At 73.1% G+C, this 20,907-nt stretch carries 21 protein-coding genes; 7 read left to right on the top strand and 14 right to left on the bottom strand.

What is annotated here, in order from left to right; genetic code table 11:
- Positions 1-2 precede the first annotated feature (2 nt).
- From P696_RS59225 to P696_RS0108800, 3 genes are all read right to left on the bottom strand, one after another.
- The gene (locus P696_RS59225; RefSeq protein ID WP_425394132.1) at positions 3-1,361 is read right to left on the bottom strand and encodes a helix-turn-helix domain-containing protein; all 1,359 of its coding nucleotides are present in this window, start codon (positions 1,359-1,361) and stop codon (positions 3-5) included.
- Positions 1,361-1,531 carry a hypothetical protein gene (locus P696_RS55725; RefSeq protein WP_157429565.1) on the bottom strand — a complete coding sequence of 57 codons (171 nt, stop codon included), beginning with the start codon at positions 1,529-1,531 and terminating at the stop codon, positions 1,361-1,363. Before P696_RS55725 ends, P696_RS59225 begins: the two co-directional genes overlap by 1 nt.
- Before the next feature lie 756 nt (positions 1,532-2,287).
- Positions 2,288-2,881: a TetR/AcrR family transcriptional regulator gene (locus P696_RS0108800; RefSeq protein ID WP_051467060.1), complete on the bottom strand. Its 594-nt coding sequence runs from the start codon at positions 2,879-2,881 to the stop codon at positions 2,288-2,290.
- 77 nt (positions 2,882-2,958) lie between these two features.
- Between P696_RS0108800 and P696_RS0108795 the strand changes: the two genes are divergently transcribed.
- Positions 2,959-4,371: an amidase gene (locus tag P696_RS0108795; RefSeq protein WP_026412058.1), complete on the top strand. Its 1,413-nt coding sequence runs from the start codon at positions 2,959-2,961 to the stop codon at positions 4,369-4,371.
- A 6-nt stretch (positions 4,372-4,377) separates the two neighbouring features.
- Here the strand turns inward: P696_RS0108795 and P696_RS0108790 are convergent, their stop codons facing one another.
- The 6 genes from P696_RS0108790 to P696_RS0108765 all read right to left on the bottom strand — a co-directional run bounded on the left by P696_RS0108790 (position 4,378) and on the right by P696_RS0108765 (position 10,419).
- Entirely contained in the window at positions 4,378-5,139 is a 762-nt protein-coding gene (locus P696_RS0108790) for a glucose 1-dehydrogenase (RefSeq protein WP_026412057.1), read from the bottom strand.
- Positions 5,126-7,204 (bottom strand): acetate--CoA ligase family protein, encoded by a 2,079-nt coding sequence (locus tag P696_RS0108785; protein WP_026412056.1) that lies wholly within the window; start codon positions 7,202-7,204, stop codon positions 5,126-5,128. Before P696_RS0108785 ends, P696_RS0108790 begins: the two co-directional genes overlap by 14 nt.
- 23 nt (positions 7,205-7,227) lie before the next feature.
- Positions 7,228-8,799, bottom strand: a complete 1,572-nt coding sequence (locus tag P696_RS0108780; protein ID WP_026412055.1) for a class I adenylate-forming enzyme family protein — start codon at positions 8,797-8,799, stop codon at positions 7,228-7,230.
- A 101-nt stretch (positions 8,800-8,900) separates the two neighbouring features.
- Complete coding sequence (locus P696_RS0108775) at positions 8,901-9,251, bottom strand: VOC family protein (RefSeq protein ID WP_034483495.1); 351 nt, start codon at positions 9,249-9,251, stop codon at positions 8,901-8,903.
- Entirely contained in the window at positions 9,248-9,646 is a 399-nt protein-coding gene (locus P696_RS0108770; protein WP_026412053.1) for a Zn-ribbon domain-containing OB-fold protein, read from the bottom strand. Before P696_RS0108770 ends, P696_RS0108775 begins: the two co-directional genes overlap by 4 nt.
- 89 nt (positions 9,647-9,735) lie before the next feature.
- Entirely contained in the window at positions 9,736-10,419 is a 684-nt protein-coding gene (locus P696_RS0108765; RefSeq protein WP_026412052.1) for an endonuclease V, read from the bottom strand.
- Between the two features lie 36 nt (positions 10,420-10,455).
- On the opposite strand from P696_RS0108765, the gene P696_RS0108760 reads away from it, so the two are divergent.
- Genes P696_RS0108760 through P696_RS0108750 form a run of 3 tightly spaced genes read left to right on the top strand, consistent with a single transcriptional unit; the run spans position 10,456 to position 12,362 of the window.
- Positions 10,456-10,962: a GNAT family N-acetyltransferase gene (locus tag P696_RS0108760; protein WP_026412051.1), complete on the top strand. Its 507-nt coding sequence runs from the start codon at positions 10,456-10,458 to the stop codon at positions 10,960-10,962.
- A gap of 42 nt (positions 10,963-11,004) precedes the next feature.
- The gene (locus tag P696_RS0108755; RefSeq protein ID WP_026412050.1) at positions 11,005-11,628 is read left to right on the top strand and encodes an isochorismatase family protein; all 624 of its coding nucleotides are present in this window, start codon (positions 11,005-11,007) and stop codon (positions 11,626-11,628) included.
- Positions 11,628-12,362, top strand: a complete 735-nt coding sequence (locus P696_RS0108750) for an SDR family NAD(P)-dependent oxidoreductase (RefSeq protein ID WP_026412049.1) — start codon at positions 11,628-11,630, stop codon at positions 12,360-12,362. Before P696_RS0108755 ends, P696_RS0108750 begins: the two co-directional genes overlap by 1 nt.
- Before the next feature lie 17 nt (positions 12,363-12,379).
- Here the strand turns inward: P696_RS0108750 and P696_RS0108745 are convergent, their stop codons facing one another.
- The gene (locus tag P696_RS0108745; RefSeq protein ID WP_026412048.1) at positions 12,380-13,573 is read right to left on the bottom strand and encodes a serine hydrolase domain-containing protein; all 1,194 of its coding nucleotides are present in this window, start codon (positions 13,571-13,573) and stop codon (positions 12,380-12,382) included.
- A gap of 37 nt (positions 13,574-13,610) precedes the next feature.
- Here P696_RS0108745 and P696_RS0108740 point away from each other — a divergent pair, with 37 nt between their 5' ends.
- Positions 13,611-14,522, top strand: coding sequence for a cyclase family protein (locus P696_RS0108740; RefSeq protein ID WP_026412047.1), 912 nt, complete (start codon positions 13,611-13,613; stop codon positions 14,520-14,522).
- Between the two features lie 126 nt (positions 14,523-14,648).
- The gene (locus P696_RS52175; RefSeq protein ID WP_051467058.1) at positions 14,649-15,581 is read left to right on the top strand and encodes a hypothetical protein; all 933 of its coding nucleotides are present in this window, start codon (positions 14,649-14,651) and stop codon (positions 15,579-15,581) included.
- Positions 15,582-15,657: 76 nt separating this feature from the next.
- Here the strand turns inward: P696_RS52175 and P696_RS0108730 are convergent, their stop codons facing one another.
- From P696_RS0108730 to P696_RS0108715, 4 genes are all read right to left on the bottom strand, one after another.
- Positions 15,658-16,344 carry a sterol desaturase family protein gene (locus P696_RS0108730; protein ID WP_034483492.1) on the bottom strand — a complete coding sequence of 229 codons (687 nt, stop codon included), beginning with the start codon at positions 16,342-16,344 and terminating at the stop codon, positions 15,658-15,660.
- A complete protein-coding gene (locus P696_RS44160) occupies positions 16,341-17,093 on the bottom strand; it encodes a FadR/GntR family transcriptional regulator (RefSeq protein ID WP_051467056.1) in 753 nt (250 codons plus the stop codon). Before P696_RS44160 ends, P696_RS0108730 begins: the two co-directional genes overlap by 4 nt.
- A gap of 109 nt (positions 17,094-17,202) precedes the next feature.
- Positions 17,203-18,708 (bottom strand): AMP-binding protein, encoded by a 1,506-nt coding sequence (locus P696_RS0108720; protein ID WP_026412045.1) that lies wholly within the window; start codon positions 18,706-18,708, stop codon positions 17,203-17,205.
- A gap of 21 nt (positions 18,709-18,729) precedes the next feature.
- Positions 18,730-19,788 carry an LLM class flavin-dependent oxidoreductase gene (locus P696_RS0108715; RefSeq protein WP_026412044.1) on the bottom strand — a complete coding sequence of 353 codons (1,059 nt, stop codon included), beginning with the start codon at positions 19,786-19,788 and terminating at the stop codon, positions 18,730-18,732.
- 261 nt (positions 19,789-20,049) lie between these two features.
- Here P696_RS0108715 and P696_RS0108710 point away from each other — a divergent pair, with 261 nt between their 5' ends.
- Positions 20,050-20,841 (top strand): LolA-like protein, encoded by a 792-nt coding sequence (locus tag P696_RS0108710; protein WP_026412043.1) that lies wholly within the window; start codon positions 20,050-20,052, stop codon positions 20,839-20,841.
- Positions 20,842-20,907: the final 66 nt, after the last annotated feature.

Here is a 20,907-nt window from a genome sequence, read left to right as displayed (position 1 = left end):
GCTCACGTCCGGTCCAGCAGGGACCGGAGGAAGTACAGGCTTTCGGCGGGGCTCATGGCCACGGAGCTGAGCGTGTTCATCATCGCCAGGTAGGCGTCGACGTCGCCCTCCTTGTCGAGGTACATGCCGGAGGTCAGCTGTTCCAGGTAGACGACGTCCGGGAGGTCGGTCTCGGAGAAGCGGAGGATGGTGAACGCGTTGCTCACCGGGACGGCCCCCCGCACGAAGGGGACGATCTGCACGGTGACGTTCAGCAGGTCCGCCATCTGGACGAGGTGGACGAGCTGGCCGCGCATGACCTCCCGTCCGCCGATCGGGCGCCGCAGCGCGGTCTCGTCCACGATCGCCCACAGCGTCGGGGCCCCGGGTTCGGCGAGCCGCTCCTGGCGGCGCGTCCGGAGCCGGACGCGCCGCTCGACGTCCTCCGCGGGCGCGTTCGGCGTGCCCAGGCGGATGACGGCCCGCGTGTAGTCCTCGCTCTGCAGCAGCTCGGGGACCAGTTGGGGCTCGTACGCGCGCACGACCGAGGCCGCCTCCTCCAGCCCGAGGTAGGTCTCGAACCAGGTCGGCAGGACGTCCCCGAACCGGTGCCACCAGCCCGGGAAGTTGGCCTCACGCGCGAGCTCCAGCAGGGGGGCGCGGTCGCCCGTCTCGACGACCCCGTAGAGCGTGAGCAGGTCGGCGACGTCCCGCTCCTTGAACCCGACGCGGCCGAGTTCCATCCGGCTGATCTTGGAGTGCGAGGCGCGGATCTCGTATCCCGCGTCCTCGGCCGAGATCCCTCTCCGTTCCCGGAGCCGCCGGAGCTGCGCGCCGAGCAGGATGCGCCGGACGGTCGGTCCGCCGCGGCTCTGGAAGGACGTCCACGGACGGTCGTCCGCGCGGGCGGTCTCGGCGGTCGCGACCAGCTTGTCGTGCGGTGGGGACGGCACGGGCCGCGTCGCGGTCGTCGTTCCACCGGCCGTGACCGCTCCGGGACGGCCGGACGCCGGAGAAGGGCGTCCGGCCTGCTCCGGGATCGCGCCGCCGGGGTGGCCGGGCGCGGGCGGAGGCGGGCGCTCGCCGCTCTCCTCCGGGCCGGTGTCGCCGGTCCGGCGCAGGAGGGAGGCCGTCTCCGTCCACCGCCGCTCCCATCCATGGACGTCGCCGTCGCAGGCCGCGACGTAGGCGCGCGTGATCTCCCAGCTGGGGAAACGCCGTCCGGCCGCGGCCTCGGCGAGGGTGGTGAAGCCGTAGTAGGACCGCTTCGACATGGCCCGGTAGCTCGGCGCGCCCGCGCTCGTCCGCAGTTCCCGGAGCGCGACGGCGAACGCCGCGACGGGACCCGACTCCGGATCGAGCGGGTTCTCCGGACGCGGCATCAGCCGGAGGACGTCCGCAGGAGAACGGCCGCGGCGGCCACGACCAGCGCCCACCACGGATCGACGCCCCGCAGGATCAGCACGACCACCAGCACCACGACGGGCGCGGCCCGGACATCGCGCACGTCCGGACGGACGATGCACAACGCGAACGCGGATGGAGAGGACAAGGAAGCTCCCAGATGAACGAATGGCTCGGGCGGGGAAAACGAGCGAGCGCGGTCCTTCGGCCCTTCGCGGTTGCCGCCGCGAAGGGCGGTCCGCGCCCTTCTCGCGAACATCGTGGCGGACGTCCCGTTGTTCCGAAAGCGATCTGGGCGGTTACGTTGTTCGGAGTCCCTGACGTCCCGCGCGAATACCGCGCCCGGTCGGCCCGGTCAAGAGATCGTTGTTCGCGTCTTGCCGCCGGAACCGGGCACTTGCTCATGCAGAGGCACGAACCGCGCCCGACGCGGAAACTGTGAACAACGAGGATGCCTCACGTATCTGGCGTTTCCGCTGGTCAGCGCCTTGTAGTGGCCCGGCCGTCCCCGCGCGGGCGGAGCGGCGCCGCCATGCGTACCGAACAACACGCCCCGGCCCTTACCTTGTGGGGGTCGATGGCTCCACGTTCGATGGCTCGGGCGGGCACCACGACGTGGAAGGGCCTTCCGTTGCCGCGGGAGGCCCTTCGTGTTCGCGCAGGTCATCCCCGAATTCGAGGGCCCCGGGATAACGCGGCCTCAGGCCACCCCTAAGGGAGGGTTAAAGGGGTTCTCCGGGGTGGCGCGGGTGCTTAGCGTGACGAGTAGCCGGGAGGTCCCGGTCTTGGCTTCTGCCGGAGACAGGTGATCGGCTCGTACGGCCCGCAAGACCCCGCTCGGGGCCGTGCGGGCCGGTCGCTTTAGCGGGCCGGTGCCCGAGGGGCGGCGGCCGGACGATCCGGGTCAGCGGGGGAGGCCGACCAGGAGGGTGCGGAGGGCGTCGGCGGTGCCGGACGCCGAGCGGTCGCCGGTCGCCAGCCGCCGCACGGCCAGGCCGTAGAGCAGGGAGACCACGGCGGGGGCGTGCCGGTCGGCGTCCCTGATGCCGAGGGCGGTGAGGATCGCGGCGGCGAGCCGGTCGTAGGCGGCGACCGAGCGGGCCGAGGTGGCGCGCACCTCGGGGTCGCGCGCGGCGTGCAGGTGCAGCTCGAGGTTCGCGATCTGGTGGTGGTCGGCGGCGAACCCGGCCATGGCCTTCTCCACCTCGTCGGCGGCGGCGCCCGCGTCCAGGCCGGTGTCGCGCAGGCGTTCGACGTGCGCGGTGATGCGGGCGATCTCGTCGTCCACGAACGCGGCCAGGGCTTCGCGCAGCAGGTCGGACTGGCTCGGGAAGTGGTAGGTCAGCGAGCCGAGGGAGACCCCGGCGGCGCGGGCGACCGCGCGGTTGGTCACGGCGCCGACGCCCTGCTCGGCGATGAGGTCCAGGGTCGCCTGGAGCATGCGGTCACGCGGGCTGTCGCCCGTGGCGCCCGCCGGGGTGGTGCTCGGGGTGGTCATAGCCGTTCCAGTCTTCCGCATCCGGACCATCGGAGCTATCGTTCGTTCGAACGAACGACAACTGGAGAGGGGCCCGGATGGACGACTTCCTCGGTCTGGCCGAGCAGGCGGCGCTGCTGGCGGACGGCCAGGTCTCGTCGCGGGAGCTCACCCGGCGGACGCTCGCGCGCGTCGACGCGCTGGAGTCGCTGCACGCGTTCCGGGTCGTCCGGCGCGAGGCCGCGCTGGCGGAGGCGGACGCGGCGGACGAGCGGCTGCGGGCGGGGGAGCGGCTGCCGCTGCTCGGCGTCCCGGTCGCGATCAAGGACGACACGGACCTGGCGGGCGAGACCACCCCGTTCGCGGTGCTCGCCGACCACGAGCCCGCGACCGAGGACGCCGAGGTCGTCCGGAAGCTGCGCGCGGCGGGCGCGGTGATCGTCGGCAAGACCACGACCTGCGAGATCGGGCTGTGGCCGTTCAGCGAGTCGCCCGGGTTCGGCTGGGCGCGCAACCCGTGGAACCCGGAGCGGACGCCGGGCGGGTCGTCCGGGGGGAGCGCGGCGGCGGTCGCGGCGGGCATGGTCGCGGCGGCGGTCGGCTCGGACGGCGCGGGCTCGATCCGCATCCCCGCGGCCTGGTCGCACCTGGTCGGCATCAAGCCGCAGCGCGGTCGCGTGTCCGGTTTCCCCAACCGCGACCCGTTCAACGGGATCACGGTCTGGGGCCCGCTCGCCCGGACGGTCGGGGACGCGGCGCTGATGCTGGACGTCCTGACCGGGAGCCACCCCGAGGACGTCCACCGGCTCGACCGTCCCGTCACGCCGTTCGCCGACGCGGCCCGGCGCGAGCCGGGACGCCTGCGGATCGCCGTCTCGTACAGGACCGCCTTCGGCGTGCCGGGCAGGCTCGACCCGGAGATCCGGCTCGCGGTCGAGCGGCTCGCGCGGCGGTTCACGGCGCTCGGGCACAAGGTGTTCCCCGCCGACCCCGACTACGGGCCGATCTTCATGGGCCTGGTGCCGCGCGGCACGACCGGCGTCGCCGACTGGCTGGACGCCATGCCGAACGCGCGTCCCGAGCCGCGCACCGAGGTGGAGGCGAGGATCGGCCGGATCGCGGGCCGCCGCCTGCTGCCGCTCGCCCGCCGCCTCGACCCGTACTTCCGGCGCCGGGTCGGGCGGATCTTCCAGCTCGCCGACGTCGTCCTCACCCCGACCACCGCGCAGCTCCCACTGAGGGTCGGCGCGTTCGAGGGCGCGGGCTACCAGAGGACGCAGTCGGGCGTCGCCGCCGCGTGCCCCTACGCCTGGACGTGGAACGTGCTCGGCTGGCCGGGCGTGAACGTCCCGGCCGGGTTCAGCCGGGACGGCCTGCCGATCGGCGCGCAGCTCCTCGGCCACGACTCCGACGAGGCGACGCTGATCTCGCTCGCCGCGCAGCTGGAGTCGGTCGAGAACTGGGCCGACCGGCGTCCCGCCGAGCTCGTCAGCGCCGGCCTGAGCCGATGACCCGGGTCAGTAGCCGGAGCCGGTGACCAGGCCGCCGTCCACGAGGACCTCGCTGCCGGTGCAGTAGGACGCGTCGTCCGACGCCAGGTAGGCCACCAGCCCGGACACCTCGCGCGAGTTCCCCAGCCGGCCGAGCGGCAGGCCCTCGATCAGGGCCTCCGCGCGGTCGGCGGTCGCGTCGATGACGTCCTGCTGCATCGACATCCCGGTGACGATCGCCCCGGGATGGATGGAGTTGACCCGGATGCCGTACTTCCCGAGTTCGCGCGCCGCCGACTTGGTCAGCCCGCGCACGCCGAACTTGGACGCGCTGTACGCCGACAGCCCGGCCGCCCCGATGAACCCCTCGGTGGACGACACGTTGACGATCGACCCGCCGCCGGAGTCCCGCATCGCGCCGGTGACGGCCTTGATGCCCTGCCACTGGCCGAGCACGTTCACCTCGATGATCGCCCGTGCCTCGTCGAGCGTCATCTCCTCGATCGTCTTGTGCTTGAGGATGCCCGCGTTGTTCACCAGGACGTGCAGCCCGCCGTAGGTCTCAACGGCGACGCGCACGGCGTTCGCCCAGTCCTCCGGCCGCGTCACGTCCATCCGGACGAACCGGACGGCGTCCCCGAGGTCGGCGGCGAGCTTGGCCCCGGCCTCCTCCAGGACGTCCCCGACGACGACGCGCGCGCCCTCGTCCACGAACCGCCGGACGTGCGCCTTGCCCATGCCGCGCGCGCCGCCGGTGACGATCGCGACCTTGCCGTCAAGACTTCCCATCGAGGGTCCTCCTCATCGCGGCCACCGCGCTCGCGGCGGCCTCCATGCTCCGGTAGACCGGCACGCCCGCCTCGCGCGCGACGTTCCGCACCTGGTCCTCGACGCCGGGCGGGGCGCACTCGGCGTTCCGGACGACCAGCGTGATCCGGGCGACCGGGGTCTCCGCCTGGAGCCGTCCGACCGCGCGCGTGTAGGCGACGAGCGGGTCGGCGCTGTTCCCGAAGGTGAAGAAGCTCTGCACGTTGACGTGCGCGACGACGTCGGAGAACGCGCGCCGCCCGAGGATGGACGTCACGGCGTTCCGCACCAGATCGGGGTTGCCGCGCGGGCCGACCGGGATCTCCAGGGGGTTCGCGAGCGAGCTGCCCGCGCCGAGTCCGAGCGCGCGCAGGGCCTCGACGGCCTCGTCCGGGAACTGCGGCAGGGCGAGGGACGCGCCGTCGAACACGTCGGCGGCGAGGACGCTCGCGCCACCGCTCGGCCCGATCACCAGCACCCCGTCTCCGCTGACCGTGCGATGTCCATGCAGGTCGAGGGCGTCGAGCGCGCCGATCAGGTCGTCCTGGCTCCGGACGATCGCGGTCCCGGTCTGGACGCCGAGCGCGGTCCAGATCCGGTCGTCGCCGATCATCCCGCCGGTGTGCGAGGCGGCGGCCGTCCGCCCCTGGTCGCTGCGCCCGCCGACCAGCGCGACGACCGGACGGCCCGCCGAGCGCAGGGCGTCGAGCAGGCCGCGTCCGTCGCGCGGGTCCTCCAGGTAGAGGCCGATCGCGGACGTGCCGTCGTCCGCGTCGAGGTACCGCAGGAGTTCGGCCGGGGTGACGTCGAGGCTGTTGCCGACCGTCGCGACCTTGGAGAACGCCAGCCCGCGCCGCTCGCCGACCTTGATGATCTCGCCCGCGAGCCCGCCGCTCTGCGACACGACCGCGATCCGTCCCGGACGGCCCGGCTCGCCGCCGATGAAGGTCTGCCCGCCCGCGGGGGAGTAGACGCCCATGCAGTTCGGGCCGAGCAGCCGAACGCCCGCCTCGCGCGCCGCGTCCGCGAGGCCGGTCTCAAGCTCCGGCTCGCCCATCTCGCGGAAGCCGCCGCTCATGACCTGCACGAACGGCACTCCGGACGCATGTCGCACCACGTCCGCGCACTGCTTGGCCGGGACGGCGACCAGCGCGTAGTCGACGTCCGCCTCGGTGAGCGACGGGACGCACGGCACCCCGTCGATCTCCTCGGCCGTCGGGTGGACGGCGACGAGCCGTCCCGCGTACCCGACGGCCTTGTAGAACGTGAGGAACATGTTCCCGAAGTTCGGCCGCTTCGTGGACGCGCCGACGACCGCGACCCCGCGCGGCGCGAACAGCCGGTCGAAGTCGGTGATCCGCGGAGGCGCGGTCGCGGCGGGCGCGGCCGGGTCGAGATCGTCCCGGCCGACGAGGCGCGCGTCCACGGCCACCGCGCCGGACGGCCCGCAGATCACCGGGTTCAGCTCGAACTCGGTGAACCCGTCGCCGAGCGCCGTGACCATGTCGCTCATCGCGAGGAGCACCTTGACCAGCGCGCCCCTGTCCACCGGCGGCCGTCCCCGGAAGCCGTCGAGCAGGGCCGACCCGCGCAGCTCCGCCAGCATCGCGTGCGCGTCGGCCTCGGTGATCGGGGCGAGCCGCAGGGACGTGTCGCGCAGCGCCTCGGTCCAGACACCGCCGAGCCCGGCCATCAGGACCGGCCCGAACGCCGGGTCCCGCACCGCGCCGACGATCATCTCGACGCCCGGCTCCGACTGCTCCTCGACCAGGAAGCCGTCCGGGACGATCCCCTTCCCGGCCAGCTCGTCGAGCATCCCGGCGGCGGACGCGGCGGCCGATCCGGCGGAGTCGAGGCCCAGCCGGACGGCTCCCGCGTCGCTCTTGTGGAGCAGTCCGGGGCCGAACGCCTTGACGACCAGCGGCGGGGTCAGGCCGTCGGCCGCGGCCTCGATCCCGGCGGGGGAGCTCGCGGTCGCGCCGCGCGGCACGCTCACCCCGAAGCCGGAGATCCACGCCTTGACCTGGTGTTCGGGAACGTGGCTCACAGTCCTCCTCAGGAACGGCGGAGTCAGGCGCGGTCGGCGTAGGCGTCGCGGATGCCCCGGCGCAGCAGCTTGCCGGGGCCGCCCGACGCGTCCTGGGTGTGCGGGAGTTCGTCCGCGATGACGACCACGTCGGGATGCTGGTGGGCGGGCAGGCGGCCCGCGAGGGCGGCCTTCACGGCGTCCTCGGTGAGCGACGCGCCCGCGCGCGGGACGACCGCGATGAGCACCTTCTGCTCGACCGCGTCCTGTCCCTCGGGATGCGCCGGGACCCCGACCGCGCCCGCCTCGGCGACGCCGTCGAGTTCGAGCGCCGCCTCCTCGATCTGGACGGGCTGGGTCCACTGGCCGCCCTTGAGGATCGCGTCCTCGCGGCGTCCGAGGACGTGCAGGAATCCGCCGGAGTCCATCCGGCCGAGGTCGCCGCCGACGTACCAGCCGTCCCGCATGACGTCGGCGGTCTTGTCCGGCAGCTTGTCGTAGCCGACCATCATGTTCGGCCCGGCGAGGTTGATCTCGCCGACCTCGTCCACCACCCGGTTCCCGCCCGGGTCGGTGATCCGCACCGCGCAGGACGTGCGCGCGCGTCCCGAGGACGAGATGTCCTGGCTGCCGTCGTCCTGGCGTCCGAAGCAGGTGTAGGGGGCCTCGGTCTGGCCGTAGTAGCTGTAGATCGCCGCGCCCGGCACGCGTGTCAGGATGCGTTCGCGCAGCGCGGGCAGCAGCGGCTCGCCGCCGAGCATGATCGCCTTCAGGGACGCCAGGTCCACGCCCTCGTGGTCGTCCGAGCCGAGCAGCGCGGAGAAGAAGCTCGGGATCAGCGAGACGTGCGTGACCCGCTCGCGCGGGACGACCTTGAGGAAGTTCGCCGGGCCCCAGTCCTGTTCGAGGACCAGCGTCATGCCCGCGTAGAACGCCGGGCCGACCAGCGCGGGGAACCCGATGCCCCAGATGATCGCGCCGGTGCCCATCACCGAGTCCGGGCCGTGCTCGACGTCCAGCCAGATCTGTGCGGACGCCAGCGAGGAGAAGTGCGTGTGCATGACGGCCTTAGGGAGGCCGGTCGTCCCGGAGGTGTAGAAAAGCGCCAGCAGGTCGTCGCCGAACCCGCCGAGCGGCGGCTCGGCCTCGCTCGCGTTCGCGGCGAGCGCGTCGAGGTCGACGGCGTCGTCCGCCGGTCCGCCGACGCGCAGCCAGAGCTTCACGTTCGGCAGGTCCGCCCGGATCTGGCCGACCAGGCCCTCGACCGTCGCGTCGTACACGAACGCGGTGCAGTCGGAGTGCTCCACGACCTGCCGGAGCGTGTCGGCGGGCCAGTACGGGTTCAGCGCGGCGACGACCGAGCCGATCTTCATCTGCGCGAGGTACACCTCGGCGACGTGCAGGGTCTCGTTCATCAGGGACGCGACGCGCGTGCCGGGCGCGACCCCGGCGGCGAGCAGGGCGTGCGCGACGCGGTTCACCCGGCGGTTGAGGCCGTCGTAGGTGAACCTCTGGTCGCCGCAGTAGGTCAGCGCGGTCTTGTCGGGGGTCCGGAGGGCGTTGGCGGTCAGGATGGCGTGGGCGTAATTGGTGAAGGGGCTGTTCTCTCGCGCCACGGCTCGGCTCCTTCGGCTCAAGCTGGAGGGGGTGGGATGCGGGGCGGACGGCGGGAGGCGAGGCTTCGGGGCGGACGGACCGGCTGGGGCGAACCGGCCGGTCAGCGGGAGCCGTAGAGGACGAGCGGGCTCCCGGCGGGGTCGCGGAGCACGGCGCGGATCTCGTGCGGGCCCTCCTCGGGACCGCGGACGAGCGTCGCCCCTGCGGCGGTGAGCCTCTCCACCGTGGCCGCGACGTCCTCGACCTTGAAGGACGCGGCGGGCGCGCCCCCGGTGACGTCCTCCTCGGGCCCGGCGATCGCGAACGTCGTGCCGCCGCCCTCGAACGCGGCGAACCGGTCGCCGTCCTGGAACTTCAGCGTGAGCCCGAGCTCGTCCCGGTAGAAGGCGACGGCCTGTTCGACGTCCTGCGCGGGGTAGAGCACAGTGCCGAGGCGCGGCAGATCGGTCATGCGGGACTCCAGTGGGGGATCGGCCCGAAGCCGGGCAACTCGGCGAACTGGACCCGGACCGGCATCCCGATCCGGACGTCTTCCGGCGGGCATCCGGTGATGTCCCCGAAGACGCGCGCGCCCTCGAGGAGGTCCACCCAGGCGACGGTGTAGGGCGGCGCGAAACCGGGGAGGAACGAGCGGTGCACGACGGTGAACGTGTGCACGGCGCCGCGTCCGGACACCGCTTCGTACGCGAGCTCCGCGCCGCCGCAGTAGGGGCAGCGGAGTTCGGGGAAATGCACGAAGCGGCGGCACCCCGAGCAGCGCTGGAGCGCCAGCTCACCGCGCCGGCAGGCCGCCCAGTAGGGCTCGGTCGGCGGGCTCGGCGTCGGAGCGGGGCGCGGCTCGTCCATCGCCGCCCAACCTAGCGCACGCTTGGTTGACCGACAAGAGTCCCGATCGCGCTCCGGATCCCGCGCAGTCTCGAAGAAACGGCGCCCTTCTAGAGGGCGGCGAGACGGTCGCGGGAGAGGCGGTCGGCGCGGCGGGTCGTCTCGGGCAGCCGGTAGCGCGGCGCGAGGGCGAGCGCGTGACGGCACGCCTCGTCCAGGCCGACGCGGTGGCCGACGGAGACGAACACCGGCTTCACCTCGTCCTGGGTGCGCAGGACGCGGCCGACCTCTGCGCCGTCCAGCAGCAGCGGGGCCTGGTCGCCGCGCTTCGGGCCCGGCTGCCCGTGCGTGCCGACGAACGCCGTCTTGGCGATGCCGATCGTCGGCAGGCCCGTGATGATCCCGAGGTGGCAGGCCAGCCCGAAGCGGCGCGGGTGCGCGAGGCCGTAGCCGTCGCAGACCAGCAGGTCGGGCGTGATGGTGAGGCCGCGCAACGCCTCGACCAGCGTCGGCAGCTCCCGGAACGCGAACAGCCCCGGGACGTAGGGGAAGTCGGACGTGCCGACCGCGACCGACTCCTCCACGACGTCCAGGGTCCCGGCGTCCAGCACCACGGCCGCCGCGGCGAGACGCCCGCGCGCGCCGCTCCCGTCGCCCGCGTACGAGACGTCCAGCCCGGCGACCGTGCGCGGAGCGACCGAACCGGACGCCTCCACGCGCTCGCGCAACGCGATCTGGATCGCCTCGGCGTCGGACGGCGTGGACGGCCAGGCGTGCGGAACCGTGATCTCCATGGCGGAAACCGTAGCGCCGCTCCAGACTGTTGCCCCATGACCGAACTGGAGACCGAGCGGCTGGTGCTGCGGCCCCTGACCGGAGCTGATTTCGACGACTACGCCGCGATGATGGCCGACCCGGAGGTGGCGGACGGGCTGGCCGAGGGCGTCGGGCGGTCCGCGGACGACGTGTGGCGCAACCTCGCGGTGTTCATCGGGCACCGGGAGATCCGCGGCTACTCGCACTGGGCGCTCGTCGAGAAGGACACCGGCGCGTTCGTCGGACGCGCCGGACCCTGGAGCCCGCACGGGTTCCCCGGCCTCGGCGTCGGCTGGTGCCTCGCGCGCGAGCACTGGGGCAAGGGGTACGCGTCCGAGGCGGCCCGCGCGGCGCTCGCCTTCTGCTTCACCGTGCTGGACGCCGAGGAGGTGATCTCGCTGATCCTGCCGGGCAACGACCGCTCCGTCGCCGTCGCCGAACGGATCGGGCACCGCCACCTGCGCGACGTCGAGTACCGGGGGCGGCGCGTCCACGTCTACGGGCAGAGCCGCCGGAGCTGAGGGATCTACCCAAGCAAATGCTAGGTCATTTAGGCTGGGCGGGTGCCGACCGATCTCACCGACCTCGCGGCCCCCGCCCACACCGCGCTGCTCGTCATGGAGATGCAGCGCGGCGTCGCGGGCGACCTGGCCCGCTTCCCCGACCTGGCGACGACCTGCTCCGAACGCGGCGTGACGGCCAACGCCGCCCGCGTCGCGACGGCGGCCCGCGCGGCCGGAGTGCGCGTCGTGCAGTGCACGGCCGCGTTCCGTCCCGACCGCGCGGGCAGCCACACCCGCAACTCGCCCTTCCTGCGCGCGCTGCTCAAGGACCCCGCGCACATGCTGGAGGGGACGGCCGCTGTTGAGGTGCTGCCCGAGCTGTCCGACCCGTCCGACCTCGAATCCCGCCGCTACCACGGGTTCTCGCCGTTCACCGGGACGTCCCTGGACATGACGCTGCGCTCGCTCGGCGTCACCACCGTCGTGGCCGTGGGCCTGTCGCTGAACCTCGGCGTTCCCGGCCTGTGCCTGGAGGCGGTCAACCTCGGCTACCGGGTCGTCTGCGTCACCGACGCCGTCGCCGGGACGCCCGCCGAGTACGGGGACGCCGTCCTCAAGCACACGATCCCGCTGCTCGCCGCGCGCGCCACCGCCGGCGACCTGGTCCGCGCCTGGGAGGGCTGATGGACGGTCTCGACCTCACCGGACGCGTCGCCGTCGTGACCGGCGGCGCGGGCGGCATCGGCCGCGCGATCTGCGCCGACCTCGCCTCCCTCGGCGCGCACGTCGTCGTCGCCGACCTCGACGCGGACGCCGCCGCCGAGACCGCGAAGCCCCTCGGCGGGACGGCCCGTCCCGTCGATCTCGCCGACCCCGCGTCCATCGACGCGTTCACCGGGGCGGTCGGGCCGGTGGACGTCCTCGTGCACAACGCGGGCGTCAGCATCGTCGAGCCGTTCACCGAGAGCGACCCGGCGCACTGGGACCTGATGTGGAAGGTCAACCTGCGCGCCCCGATGCAGCTCACCCGCGCCCTGCTGCCCGGGATGTCCGAACGCGGGCACGGGCGTCTCGTGTTCGTCTCCTCCGACGGCGCGCGCGCCGGATCGGGCGGCGAGGGCGCGTACGCCGCCACCAAGTCCGGCCTGTTCGGGCTCGCCAAGACCCTCGCCCGCGAAGCCGCGCGCGGCGGCGTGACCAGCAACGTCGTCTGCCCGGGACCGACGGACACGCCCATGGTCCGGCAGGTGGCCGAGCGGCACCCGGGCCTGCTCGACAAGCTCGCCCGGCAGATCCCGCTGCGCCGCATCGGCCGTCCGTCCGACATCGCGGGCCTCGTCGCGTTCCTCTGCACCGACCGCGCCGCCTACATCACCGGCCAGACCCTCTCGGTCAGCGGCGGGATCACGATGCAGTGACCGGGCCAGGGACCCGGCTAGAGGGACGCGTAGGCGGCCTCGACCAGCCGGTACGAGCGCAGGTCGCCGGAGAGCTGGTCGCCCATGCGGTTCGGCAGGTAGGCGACGACCAGGTCGGCGTCGACGTCGGCGAAACCGACCGCGCCGCCCGCGCCGGTGTGCCCGAACGCCGACCCGCGTCCCGCCTCCGGGGTGAAGAACGTCATCGACGGACGCATGAAGCCGAGGCCGAACGCGCTGTCCACGGTGAGCGTCAGGTCCTCTCCGCGCACGCGCGTCCGGATGCCCTCGCGCAGGGTCTCCGGGCGGACGTACCGTCCGGCGAGGAGGTTCGCGTAGAACCGCCCGAACGCGCGCGCGGTCGCGACCATCCCGGCGGACGGCCAGCCCGCGTGCAGCACGACCGGGTTGTTGTAGCCGCCCTTGCCGGGGCTCGGGTTGCCCGCCGACCGGTTCAGCTTGCTGTCGCGGTCGAGGAAGGCGTGGGCCAGGAGGGTGAGGCGCGCGTCGTCGTCCACCGCGCGCGGCCCGTCCTCGTTTTGGACGCCGCGCACGTTCGTCAGCTTCGCCGCCCGCTCGATCACCTCGTCGGACGACCCGACCCACAGGTCCAGATCGGCCGCGAACTCCTTCTTGACGAAGTCCCCGGCGGGCATCCCGGCGAAGTGGCGGACGAGGTGCCCGGCGAGCCAGCCGTAGGTCAGCGCGTGGTAGCCGTGCGCGGTGCCGGGCTTCCACTCGGGCTCCTGCGCGGCCAGCTCGGCGGCGCGCGCCTCCGCGTCGGCCGCCTCCTCCGCCGACACCGGACGCGCGAACGCGGGCAGCCCCACCTGGTGCGTGAACAGGTGCTCGTTGGTCGCGACGTCCTTGCCGTGGACGCCGAACTCCGGCCACCAGTCCGTCACCGGCGCGTCCCACGCGAACGCGCCGCGCTCGGCGAGCAGCAGGGCCGCCGTCGCGGTCAGCGCCTTGGTGCAGGAGAAGCCGAACACGGGCGTGTCCTCGAGCCAGGGGCGTCCGGTGCGGCGGTCGGCGAGTCCGCCCCACAGGTCCACGACCTTGCGGCCACCGGAGTAGACCGCGACGGCCGCGCCGACCTCCCGGCCCTCGGCGAAGTTCCGTTCGAACACCTCCCGGACGGCGGCGAAGGCCGGATCGCAGTGTCCCTGCGCCGACGGTCCCTGCTCAGTCGTCCCCTGCGCGGTCGTCATGGCGGCGTCCTCTCTCGGAAGGGTCTGAAACCGAATGATGCTCGATGAGCCGAACAACTGGGGACGCTGGGGTGCCGCCGACGAGCGCGGCGCGCTGAACCTGCTGACCCCGCGGACCGTGCTGGCCGCCGCGTCCTGCGTCCGGGAGGGGCGGGTGCTGGGCCTGTCGCTCCCGATCCGCGGCGCGACGTCCTCGCCCGCGCCGACGACCGTCCCGCACCTGCGCGGACGCCCGCTGCCGCAGCACTTCATGTCCGTGGACGGCGGCGACTACGCGGCGGGCACGAGAGCGATCGGCGCGGGCCTGAGGATGGCGGACGACGCCCTCGTGGTGACCCCGCACGGCACCACCACCCACATGGACGCCCTCTGCCACATGTGGTCGGGCGACGAGCTGTACAACGGGCACCCCGCGGACCGCGTCCGCTCCTACGGCGCCGGACGCTGCGGCATCGACAAGGCCGGACCGGTCGTCGCGCGGGGCGTCCTGTTCGACATCCCGCGCCTGCGGGGCGTCCGGCACCTGGCTGCCACCGACCGCGTCACCCCGGACGACCTGGAGGCGTGCGACGTGGACGTCCGCCCCGGGGACGTGGCCGTGATCCGCACGGGATGGCCGCTGACCTGGGAGGACGGCCCCGACGCGTACTGGAGCGGCCAGCCCGGCCTGTCCGGCGACGCGGGCCGCTGGCTCGCCGGGCGCGACGTGTGCGCGGTCGCGTCCGACAACGCGGCGATCGGCGGCCTCAACGAGCGCCAGCTCGCCGACGAGGACCTGGCCGACGACCTCCACATGACCCTCCTCTGGCGGCACGGGATCCCGCTGCTGGAGATGCTGTGGCTGGAGGAGCTCTCCGGGTCGTCCCGGACGGACTTCCTGTTCGTCGCCGCCCCGCTCCGGATCGAGGGCGGCACCGCCAGCCCGGTCACCCCGCTCGCCGTCCTCTGAGCCGTCCTGCCGACCGGCTGCGCGGTGTCTGAATATTCGCTGTATGTCCACCCAAAAGTGACCAACGGGTGATCGTCCGCCACGAGCCTTGCGGGGGTCCATCCCCCCAGAGCAAGGAGGACACCCATGCGCAGACTCGTGACGGTCGGCGCGGCCGGGGCGCTCGTCGCCGCGACCGTCTCCCTCACCGGGACCGCCGCCACCGCCGCTCCCGCCCCGAACGTCAGGTTCGCCGACGCCGGGCAGAGTTCCGCGCAGGTCGACCGATTCTGGACGAAGGAGAGGATCGCGAACGCGAGGGAGTACCGCGCCGCATCTGCTTCGGCATCGGACTCCGTTTCGGCGGCGGACTCCGGCGGCTCGGTCGACGCGTCCGCCCAGGACGCGCCCTACACGCGCGCCGGGACGCTGCCCAAGGGCGAGAACGGCCAGGTCACCGCGCAGTGGCGCAAGCCCCCGGCGCTCGGGCGGCTGTTCTTCAGCCTCAAGGGCAAGACCTGGATCTGCTCGGCGACCGTCGTGGTGTCGGACAACCACGACACCATCGCGACCGCGCGGCACTGCGGGTTCGGCGAGGGCGGCAGCAACTACCGGTTCGCCCCGGCCTACTCCAACGGCAGGGCCCCGCGCGGCTGGTTCACCTGGCGCAAGGCGGGCTGGGTGACCACGCCCGGAGTGAAGGGCGACAACGCGTTCATCGTGCTGAACAAGCGCGGCGGCAAGCACGTGCAGGACGCGGCGGGCTCCGAGGGCGTGGCGTTCAACTACAAGCCGAGCTCGTACTCGACGAACCTGCTCGGGATCCCGGGTGACAAGGACTACCCGTGGCGCTGCTCCGGCAAGCCGCGCGGCAGCAGCGACAAGCGCGTCATCTACCTCGCGAACTGCAACGGCATGAGCGGCGGCGCCAGCGGCGGCCCGTTCCTCATCAGGTTCAACGCCACCACCGGCGTCGGCTGGCAGACCGCGAGCTACTTCGGCTCCTGCGGCAGGGACGCCTGCGGCGCGCAGTGGCAGCGGGACGCGCTGGCCGTCTACCGGGGCGCCCAGCACCGCTGACCCTCCCCAGGACGAACGGCGGGCCGCCCGGCAAGGGCGACCCGCCGTCTGTGTATGCAGGCTCAGGCCCTGTCAGTCAGGCAGAGAGCGGCTCGATCTCCTCGACGCCCAGAGTCTTGGCGGTCGGGGACGCCGGGACGTCGTCCTTCGCCGGATACGTCCCGAGCGCCTGGTCCGAGATCGGCGTGACGACGCCGAACCAGTAGCGCTCGTTCCGGTAGTGGTGCAGGCGGTGGCTGCGCCAGGCGGCGCGGTAGGGCGCGTGCCGCGGACGGTAGGACGAGTGGATCAGGAAGTGCGTCCACTCGTAGGCCGCGAGCGCGGTGAGCGAGGTCGCGACGCCCGTCATCGCGAGCCGCCGCTCCCGCAGGACCGCGGCGTTGAGGCCGACGAGCCCCACGATCAGCCCGCCGACCACCGGCGGCGGGACGAACACCAGCCCGGCGTCGCGCGGGTCGCGGTGGTGGGCGCGGTGCTTGCGGGACAGCATCGGGTCGATCCGGCGGCCGTTCACGGTCTTCGGCCGCCAGTGCAGCACGCCCACGTGGACGACCCACTCGACGAACGGCTCGGCGGCGACGATCCCCGCGGCCACGGCCGCGTCCCGGCGCGTCCAGCGGCCGAGCGCGACGCGCGCCGCCACGGCGGTCGCGGCGGCCGGGACGAGCACCTTCGGGCTCGGATGCCGGAAGAACTCGCGGGCCGCGCCGGTCAGGGTCAGGCCCGGCTTGAGCCAGCCGGGGGTCTCGGGTCGGGGGCTCACGTGGGGTCCTCCTCGGGGGGATCGGCGGAGAAGTGGGCCAGCACGGCGGCACGGCCCTGGTCCAGCAACGCGGCGGCGCGGGCGCGGGCCCGCTCGCCGTCCCCGGCCTCGACGGCGTCGACCAGGGCCCGGTGCGCGGGCGCGTCGCGGCGCTCGCCCACCAGGAGCAGGTCGACCAGCGCCTCGGCCGGGCGGTACGCGTCGAGCAGGACGTTCAGCGACAGCCGGTAGCAGACGTTCCCGGACGCCTCGACGAGCAGGTCCCAGAAGCGCACGTCGACCGCGGCGAGCCCGGCGGAGTCGTCGGCCCCGCCCGCGACGAGGGCCTCCAGGTCGGCGAGGACGCCCCGCAGCCCGGCCCGGGCCTCGGCGGACGCGCGCCCGGCCGCGAGCGACGCGGCGTCCGCGCCGATGGCCGTCCGCATCTCCATCACCGACCGGACGATCGTCGCGTCGACGCCGCCGTCCGCGCCGAGGAACAGCCGGGGCAGCACGTCGAGCCCGGCGGTGCGGCGGAAGTCGCGCACCCGGGTCGCCCCGCCGTGCCGGATCTCGACCAGCCCGAGCTGGTCGAGCCGCTGCAGCGCCTCGCGCAGCGCCTGCCGGTTGACGCCGAACTCCTCGGTCAGCGCGCGCTCGGCCGGCAGCCGCCCGCCGACGGGCAGGGTGCCGTCCAGGATCCGCGCCGCGATCTGCTCGAAGACCGCCGTCGCCACCGAGGTCCGCTCGATGGGGGAGAAGCTGCTCATGCCGGAATTGTGGTGACCCGAAGGTCCGCACGTCAACTGGTCTGACCAGTTTTCCCGAAAAGAGCGCCGGCCGACGTCCGCGTGGACGCCGGCCGGCGCTCGGGAAAGGTCAGGAGCCCGGGTACGCGCCGCCGCCGTGCGCGGCGTCCAGGACGTCGTAGTCGGGCGTGAAGCCGCGCTTCGGGATCTCGTCCACGAACACGACCTCGCGCGGCTTCTTGTACGAGGCGATCTCACCCCGGACGTGCTCGACGACCTGCTCCGCCGTGGCCTCGGCGCCGTCCTTCAGGACGACGACCGCCTTGGGGGACTGGCCGAACCGCTCGTCCGGGACGCCGATCACGGCCGCGTCCGCGACCGCCGGATGCGTCTTCAGCGCGCGCTCGACCTCGGCGGGGTAGATGTTCTCGTTCGCCGACTTGATCATCCGCAGCTTGGGGCCGACGAAGGTGAGCGTGCCGTCGTCCTCACGCCGTCCGAGGTCGCCGGTGTGGTGCCAGCCGCCCGCCGCCTTCGCCGCGTTCAGGTCCGGACGGTTCCAGTAGCCGGAGAACAGGCTGTGCCCCCGCGCGCAGATCTCGCCGACCTCGCCCGGCGGGACCTCGTTCCCCGCGGCGTCCAGCAGCCGCACGTGGACGAGCGGGGACGGCCGTCCGGCGAACCCCTTCCCGCCCATGCCGAGGCCGAGGAACGTCAGCATCCCGCCGACCTCGGTCTGCCCGTACCCGCCCATCCCGGACGCGCACCACGGGCTGTCGTCCACCGTGATCATCGCGTCCCACTCGGGGGAGTGCGAGACGAACCGCAGCGAGCTCAGGTCGTACCTCCCGCCCGCGTTCGCCCGGACGAGCCCGTCGATCATCGGCCCGAACAGGAACGCCTGCGTGCACCGCTCGGCGTCGATCAGGCGGCACACCTCGTCCGGCTCGTACGCGGGCGTGACGACGATCCTGCCGCCGAGCTGGAACGTCGCGAGCGTGAACATCATCGTCCCGACGTGGAACAGCGGGCCGCACGCCAGGAACGTGAAGCCGTCCTCCATCTGCCGCATGTGCAGCAGCGACATGCTGTGCGCGACGAGCGCCGAGTGGCTGAGCAGCGCCGCGTTCGGACGGCCGTCGAACGCGGCCGTGTACAGCGCGAGGACGGGCGCGCCCGCGTCGGCGGCCTCCGGGAGCCAGGTCTCACCCGACGCGAGGAACGCCTCGTACTCCTCGCCCGAGAGGATCCACCGCGCGTCGGCCGTGCCCTGCCCGCGCGCCTTCTCGACGGCCTCCGACTCCTCCCACACCACGACCGCCGGGGTCAGGTCGGACAGGACGTGGGCCAGCTCGTCGGCGGACTGCCGCCAGTTCGCCGGGCAGAAGATCGCGCCGAGCCGTCCGCAGGCCAGCAGCAGCTCGAGCACGCGGAAGGAGTTCTGGCCGAGCCACAGCACGCGCCCGCCCGGTTCCACGCCGCCCGCGGCGAGCGCCCCGGCGAGCCGCGCCACCCGGTCGTCGAGTTCGGGATAGGTCAGCCGGACGTCGCCGTCCACGACCGCGGCGCCGGCCGGACGGCCGCGCGCGTGCTCGGCGAGGACGTCGCCGAGGGTGAGCCGGTGTACTGCGGACATCGCGCCTCCTGGGGGTGGGGATCAGCGGAACGCGGGCATGACCTCGGCCGCGAAGAACGTCAGGACCTTCTTCATCTCCTCCAGCGGCATCGGCCGGGTGGAGCCGAAGTCGCACATCAGGTGCCCGAAGCCCATCTCCCGGATCGCCTGGATCTGGCCGATGACGCGTTCGGGGTCGCCGATCACCTCGAGCTGCTCCCAGCGGAACTCGCTGTCCACCGAACCGCCCTTCAGGTAGCGGTTCTGGTAGTACTCGAACCCCTTGGCCGCCTGCCCGGTCGTCCGGTCGATGGGGGCGCTCTGCAGGTTGAAGATCCGGGAGCGGTCGAACGACGCCTCGAACCGGGCCTGGTCCTCGCGGGCCTGCTCGATGGACGGCGCGGCGTACACGATCCGGCTGGCGACCAGCTCCACGTCCGTGGTGTCCACGCCGTTCGCGGCGGCGGTCGCGTGCCAGGTCTCGGCGGCCCTGGCGATCTTCTTGAACGGCGCGGCCGGGTCGGCCAGGATCGGCAGCCCGCGCGCCGCGTACATCTCGACGGTCTCGGGGCTGACGGCGGCGACGTGCACCGGCGGATGCGGGCGCTGCACCGGCTTCGGCATCAGGTTCAGAGCATGCTTGGTCTCGAAGAACCGGCCCTTGTACTCGAAGTTCTCCTGCGTCCAGAGGCCGAGGATGACGTCGAGCGACTCGTTGAACCGGTCCCTGGCCTCGGCCAGGTCGAGCCCGAAGTTCTCGAACTCGATCGCCTGGTAGCCGCGTCCGATGCCGAGCTGGAGGCGTCCGCCGGACAGCAGGTCCACCATCGCGGCCTCCTCGGCCACGTGGATCGGGTTGTGCAGCGGCAGCACCACGATGCCCGTGCCGAGCCGCAGCCGCTCGGTCCGCGCGGCCAGGTTCGCCAGCATCGTGAAGATGTTCGGGACGGTCCCGTACTCCCGGAAATGGTGCTCGGCGATCCACACCCCGTCGAAGCCGAGCTCCTCCAGCAGCTCGACGATCTCGATCTGGTACTCGTACACCTCACCCGGGGTCTGCCCCGCGAACTGGTGGAACAGGTGGAAGGCCGAGAACTTCATCGGGCGGTCAGCCACGTCGCAGGCTCCTTCGTCAACGCGCGGGGCGGGCGCCCGCCCCGGGGGCGGAGCCGCACCCTGCCAACATTACGTACCAAGCGCTCGCTTGGGAAGCCTAACAGCCCGTCCGGCCGGACGGGAGGCGAGCGGAACGGAGCCGGGCGTCCGGCGAGACGCAAGCGTTATGCGGTTCTTGTCAACGTCCGTGCCCGTCTGGGCGACTCACCTTCGCCCTTGATCAAGATCGAAAGAGGAACGGCACACGTGGGACGCACCACCAGACTGACCGCGGGCACGGCCCTGCTCGCCGCGACGCTCACCCTGACCGCCTGCGGCGGGGGCGACGGCAAGAGCGGCGCCAAACCGTCGAGCACCCTGGACGGGCCCATGACGTCCGCCCCTCCGTCCGGCGCCGACAACTCCGCCAAGCCGCCCGCCGAACTGGTGAAGGCCGCGCTCGACGGCTTCAGAAACGCCAAGTCCGTGCATGTGAAGGCCGACTTCAAGGATGAGGGCAAGCCGATGCGCCTGGACTTCCGCCTCGGGCAGGACCAGGCGGACGGAACCATGCAGGGCAGCTTCGAGAACACCCCCGCCACCGTGAAGCTGCGCACCACCGGCGGCAAGCTCTTCATGGGCGCCGACGCCTCCTTCTGGGAGAACATGCTCGGGGACAAGTCGGCCGGGGCGATGCTCGGCGGCAAGTGGGTGCTGTTCCCGTCGAGCCAGTCCAAGGAGTACCGGCCCTTCCTCGGCATCCGGCAGTTCGACCAGCAGGTCGTCGCGAAAATGCGTGAGGTCATCGCGACGAGGTCCGACGGGTTCGAGGGCAGCCGCGCCGACGTCGCGGGCACCCCGGCGATCGCCATCACGGGCCCGGGTGCGAAGTCGTCGAAGATGTTCGTGTCCGCGAACGGGACGCCGCACCTGCTTCGCCTGAGCTCGACCGTGGCGGTCGGCGACATGCCGGTGGGCTCGTTCGACTTCTCCGAGTACGACACCCCGCTCCAGATCCAGGCCCCGGCGGACGCGATCGACCTCAGCAAGATCAAGTGACGTCGTGTGAGTGAGGACGAACCCGCCGCCCGGACGCGTCGTCCGGGCGGCGGGCTCCTCTCGTCA

This window comes from Actinomadura oligospora ATCC 43269 (assembly GCF_000518265.1).
In the GTDB taxonomy this organism is placed as follows: domain Bacteria; phylum Actinomycetota; class Actinomycetes; order Streptosporangiales; family Streptosporangiaceae; genus Spirillospora; species Spirillospora oligospora.
Note: the sequence above shows the minus strand (reverse complement) of the source record. Positions and strands in the feature narration are given on the sequence as shown.

Bases quoted from the DNA above. Each gene is read 5' to 3' on its own strand.
- P696_RS59225 (WP_425394132.1), bottom strand. From the start codon at position 1,361: ATGCCGCGTCCGGAGAACCCGCTCGATCCGGAGTCGGGTCCCGTCGCG.
- P696_RS0108800 (WP_051467060.1), bottom strand. From the start codon at position 2,881: ATGACCACCCCGAGCACCACCCCGGCGGGCGCCACGGGCGACAGCCCG.
- P696_RS0108795 (WP_026412058.1), top strand. From the start codon at position 2,959: ATGGACGACTTCCTCGGTCTGGCCGAGCAGGCGGCGCTGCTGGCGGAC.
- P696_RS0108790 (WP_026412057.1), bottom strand. From the start codon at position 5,139: ATGGGAAGTCTTGACGGCAAGGTCGCGATCGTCACCGGCGGCGCGCGC.
- P696_RS0108775 (WP_034483495.1), bottom strand. From the start codon at position 9,251: ATGACCGATCTGCCGCGCCTCGGCACTGTGCTCTACCCCGCGCAGGAC.
- P696_RS0108770 (WP_026412053.1), bottom strand. From the start codon at position 9,646: ATGGACGAGCCGCGCCCCGCTCCGACGCCGAGCCCGCCGACCGAGCCC.
- P696_RS0108765 (WP_026412052.1), bottom strand. From the start codon at position 10,419: ATGGAGATCACGGTTCCGCACGCCTGGCCGTCCACGCCGTCCGACGCC.
- P696_RS0108760 (WP_026412051.1), top strand. From the start codon at position 10,456: ATGACCGAACTGGAGACCGAGCGGCTGGTGCTGCGGCCCCTGACCGGA.
- P696_RS0108750 (WP_026412049.1), top strand. From the start codon at position 11,628: ATGGACGGTCTCGACCTCACCGGACGCGTCGCCGTCGTGACCGGCGGC.
- P696_RS0108745 (WP_026412048.1), bottom strand. From the start codon at position 13,573: ATGACGACCGCGCAGGGGACGACTGAGCAGGGACCGTCGGCGCAGGGA.
- P696_RS0108740 (WP_026412047.1), top strand. From the start codon at position 13,611: ATGCTCGATGAGCCGAACAACTGGGGACGCTGGGGTGCCGCCGACGAG.
- P696_RS52175 (WP_051467058.1), top strand. From the start codon at position 14,649: ATGCGCAGACTCGTGACGGTCGGCGCGGCCGGGGCGCTCGTCGCCGCG.
- P696_RS44160 (WP_051467056.1), bottom strand. From the start codon at position 17,093: ATGAGCAGCTTCTCCCCCATCGAGCGGACCTCGGTGGCGACGGCGGTC.
- P696_RS0108720 (WP_026412045.1), bottom strand. From the start codon at position 18,708: ATGTCCGCAGTACACCGGCTCACCCTCGGCGACGTCCTCGCCGAGCAC.
- P696_RS0108715 (WP_026412044.1), bottom strand. From the start codon at position 19,788: ATGAAGTTCTCGGCCTTCCACCTGTTCCACCAGTTCGCGGGGCAGACC.